A 3,979-nucleotide genomic window follows, 5' to 3' on the forward strand; every position below is an offset into this window, starting at 1 on the left:
TTCTCGAAACTGAAGCGTTTCAGGCGCGTTGCTACGCGCTACGAAAAAACCGCACGAAATTACTTCGCTGTCGTCGCTATCGCCGCAACTCTGCTCTGGCTAAGATAACTGTCCACGCGACCTAGTCGTGGACATAGGACTGCTTCAGGCCGTAGGTCAGGATCAACAGTGTCACCCACAACCGCAGCATTGCGAAGCTGAAGATGAATACGAAATAGACGAGATTCTTGACGAACTGACTGGACGTGGAGGTCTGCCAGAAAACCACAATCGCACTGCGGACCAAGCCCTGGCCAAAGCTCAGACCTAGATTGACCACCCCAAGAGCTATCACGGCGGCCCCCAGCCAGAACCACCGCCTTGCAAGCTCGCCAGCGGCTTCGAAGAATGCCACCCGACCGCCGTTTTGCTCGGCACCGACAACCATCAGAAGTGTCACGGCGCCGACTGCGGCGCTCCAGAATTTTCCTATGACGGTGAACTGATCGAAGGCCATGCCGTCGATTCCCGCCGGCATATGGGGCGCCAGGGATCCGTAGCCGGCCGCCGCAAGCGCGGCTGCTGCCGCGATCATCAACAGCGCGATCCGACACGCGATCGCGAGCGACAATTTGAATTGCTCCGCGATCCCAAGCTCGCCGAGGCTGCTTTGGCCACCGGTCATCTCGATGCAGCGTTGAGCTGCTACGAGAACGGCGTGAATGACGGCAAGGTTGGCGATGATGATTGCAGGCAGAGCAACTCCGCCGCCGCCGAAGGCAATGACCCGCATCGCCGCGGCCAGTATCAGCCATGGCAGCGCGAGAATAACAAATCGATACGGCCCGAACGAGATGTCCGGAAGGGAGGCCTGCCGTTGCTTGCGGAATGCGACCGTCATGAACGCGATCATGCCGGCAAAAACTGAACCGTCGGTCGCACCGGCAGCTAAAATTGGCAGGAAATCCGGTTACCAGAACCTTTCGGGTCTCCTCGCGGCCTATTCCTCTGGCTCGGTCGTAAACAGCAGCGGATAGCCCTTGGCGCGGCCGGCGTCAGTGGCGCGGGTCGCCTTTGTCTCGGCGACGTCCTTGGTGAAGACCGCAACCACGCAGACGCCGCGCTGGTGTGCGGTGAGCATCACCTTATAGGCTTGGTCCTCGGTCATGCGGAATTCCGCCTTCAGCACGGTGACGACGAATTCGCGCGGCGTGTAATCGTCGTTGATCAGGATGACCTTGTGCAGGCGCGGCCGTTCTACCTTAGTCTTGACCTTGGTTTTGGGGGTGGTGACGGTGTCGCTCATGGTGCGGCACTTCCTGCTGCTCTGCGAACCCTAAATAATATCGCCTTCCTGGCGATCCCGGAACCGGGGGTTTTTGCACGGGCTCCTTGCAGGAGCGGGATAATCGCGGGCAAGCGACAAAACCTCGCCAAAATCGCGGCGAGTACAAGGCGAGACTAGCAGAGCTGGACGGAAGGCTAACCTGAATGTGAAGGACAAATGATGTTCGCCCTTTGCGCCGCGCAGTTTGCGTGTCACCATTGTTGACGTTCGACGGGAGGGCAGCTCATGCGCTGGTATGTCTCGATCGGGGTTGTGCTTGTCGCCGGCTGGCTCGTCGGCGGCGACGGGGCCGGCATCGCCGCGCCGGGGCCGGGCAACCAGGGCACCCGCCAGGTGGTGGAGAAGGACGCGAACCCCACCGTCGATGTCGAACTGATACTTGCCGTCGACGTCTCCTATTCCATGGACATGGACGAACTCGCGATCCAGCGCGAGGGCTACGCGCAGGCAATCGTATCGAAGGAGTTCCTGCAGGCACTCAAGGCCGGCCCGAACGGCAAGATCTCGGTGACCTATTTCGAATGGGCCGCTTCCTCTGATCAGAAGATCATCATTCGCTGGCGGCTGATCGACGGCCCGGAAACGGCCGACGCTGTTGCCGCCGAGATCATGAAGACGCCGATCCGCCGGGCGTCGCGGACCTCGATCTCGGGTGCGATCAATTTTGCGGTGCCGCTGTTCGACGAAGATCCCTATCGCGGCCTCAGGCGCGTGATCGACATTTCCGGCGACGGTCCCAACAATAACGGCGCACCGGTCTCGACCGCGCGCGACGCGGCGCTGGAGAAGGGCATCGTCATCAACGGCCTGCCGATCATGGTGAAGGAGCCGTCTTATTCCACCATGGATATCGACAATCTCGATCAGTATTACGAGGACTGCGTGATCGGCGGTCCAGGCTCCTTCGTGGTGACGATCAAGGAGCGCGAGAAGTTCAAGGAAGCGATCCGTACCAAGCTCCTGATGGAGGTCGCCGGCCGTACGCCGGAGCGCAAGATCGTGCCGGTGGCCGAAAAGGAGCCGCGCGTGAGCTGCATGATCGGGGAAAAGATCTGGCAGGACAGGTGGGGAAGGTAGCATCCTTCCCTTCTCCCCTTGTGGGAGAAGGTGGCGCGCATGCAATGCGCGCCGAGGAGTTCTCTCCACGAGCGACCGTCCTCGTGGAGGCAACCCCTCACCCAAGCGATTTCGTCGCCAGCAGTGGAGCAGCCCTCTCCCACAAGGGGCGAGGGCACATCAACCGGCACCTCCAAACCGGCAGGCGTGCGCTATGACATCTCGCGCATCACCTGTTCCGGTGCCCGGCGCAGGGAGTTCGGCAGAGCGGGCCCTGTGCCGAAGCGCATGATGATGTCCGGGCGCCGACCGCCAAGATCCAGGAACGAGGCGAATTGCGAGCGGATCGCGGGCACCTCGACCGGTTGGTTGACGAACGCATATTTCAGTCCGAGCGCGGTCGCCTGCAGTCCGAAACGCTGGCAGGCGCGGCCGACTGCGATCCAGTGGGCCTTGTCGCCGGCATCAGATGCAAGGACGACGACACCCGCCGAGCTTGCGATCTGCTCGCGATACTTCTTGTTCTCTGCCTCTTCGGTGAGGAAGAAGCTGAGAAGCGGCCGGGCAATCCAGGCGGGCAGCGCGGGATTTCCAGAGCAGCGCGAGAACAATCCGTCCATCTTCGCCATGGCGTCGGCTTCGCTGAAGCGCAGCCAGCGTCGCAGTTCGTCGATGAACGCCTTGTCGCGCATCTGTGCCGAGTTAGCCTGAACAACGTAGTCGGCGACGTCCAGGATCCCGGCCCGGTCGCTTATCATGATGGCCGAGACGCCAGGCTCCCGACATGCGCTCTCCAGCAAGCGCAGCGTCTCGGGTGAAACGGGCTTGCCGTCATAGATCGTGCGGGTGCTCTGGCGAACCGTGATCGCCTCGGCGAGCGGCGAGCTCAAGGAGCGGGCTGCTTCCAGATCGATCACGATCTCGTCTGCCTCGACAACCGCATTCGCCTTCAGCCCGAGCATCGAGGCTGCCAGCACGAGGTTTTCCGCGGCACATCCCAGACTGACGAAGAGATGGTGGTCGTCCGGATCGACCGCGGGACATCTGCGCGTGTAGTCCGGCGTGATGACGATCCTGTCGGCGCTCGCGGTGAAGGTCCAGGGCTGAGTGTTGTGACTGTTGGCCGCCAGGCTGGCAAAGCGCACCAGTTCTCGGTTTCGCGGCGTGGACCGCAACGGCGCTCTGACGATGCCGGCCGCCTCCTCATACGTCATTGCTGCTGCTCCTGCCTGCGACGACAAGCCTATGATCGCCGCCGCGCCAAGCCCAAGCGCGGTTCCGAACATCTGTCGTCTATCGATGAGCATCGACCGCTTCCAACCAAGTTTTGCACGGAAGCAGTTAGCGCAAGCGGGAGCCGGAGCCGTTGACCAAGGTCAAAGCCTGTCGTCTTACTACGCGCTCGAAGACGCCGCGGCATCCTTCCCTTCTCCCCTTGTGGGAGAAGGTGGCGCGGACGAAGTCCGCGACGGATGAGCGACTATCTGGGTTGTCAAGTTGCATTGGCGTAAGCGGCGCGCGCATCGCGTGCTTTGGCGTTGAGACGGACCAGGAGCTTACGGGCGAGTGCAATGCGAATGACCATTTTTTCCTTTC

At 61.5% G+C, this 3,979-nt stretch carries 4 protein-coding genes and 2 pseudogenes; 2 read left to right on the forward strand and 4 right to left on the reverse strand.

Annotated elements, in window-relative coordinates:
• Positions 1 to 108 (forward strand): annotated as a pseudogene (locus ACZIRK_RS44725) (IS5/IS1182 family transposase); the annotation flags it as partial.
• Between the two features lie 13 nt (positions 109 to 121).
• Here the strand turns inward: ACZIRK_RS44725 and ACZIRK_RS44730 are convergent.
• Positions 122 to 880 carry a hypothetical protein gene (locus ACZIRK_RS44730; protein WP_474419792.1) on the reverse strand — a complete coding sequence of 253 codons (759 nt, stop codon included), beginning with the start codon at positions 878 to 880 and terminating at the stop codon, positions 122 to 124.
• Between the two features lie 99 nt (positions 881 to 979).
• Entirely contained in the window at positions 980 to 1,285 is a 306-nt protein-coding gene (gene clpS / locus ACZIRK_RS44735) for an ATP-dependent Clp protease adapter ClpS (RefSeq protein ID WP_028168298.1), read from the reverse strand.
• 267 nt (positions 1,286 to 1,552) lie between these two features.
• Between clpS and ACZIRK_RS44740 the strand changes: the two genes are divergently transcribed.
• Positions 1,553 to 2,404 carry a DUF1194 domain-containing protein gene (locus ACZIRK_RS44740; protein WP_474419794.1) on the forward strand — a complete coding sequence of 284 codons (852 nt, stop codon included), beginning with the start codon at positions 1,553 to 1,555 and terminating at the stop codon, positions 2,402 to 2,404.
• Between the two features lie 191 nt (positions 2,405 to 2,595).
• Here ACZIRK_RS44740 and ACZIRK_RS44745 read toward each other — a convergent pair whose 3' ends face one another.
• Both ACZIRK_RS44745 and ACZIRK_RS44750 read right to left on the reverse strand, forming a co-directional pair.
• Positions 2,596 to 3,690, reverse strand: coding sequence for an Acg family FMN-binding oxidoreductase (locus ACZIRK_RS44745; protein ID WP_474419795.1), 1,095 nt, complete (start codon positions 3,688 to 3,690; stop codon positions 2,596 to 2,598).
• A 185-nt stretch (positions 3,691 to 3,875) separates the two neighbouring features.
• Positions 3,876 to 3,979 (reverse strand): annotated as a pseudogene (locus ACZIRK_RS44750) (IS110 family transposase); the annotation flags it as partial.

It is taken from the genome of Bradyrhizobium sp. Leo114 (assembly GCF_055229415.2).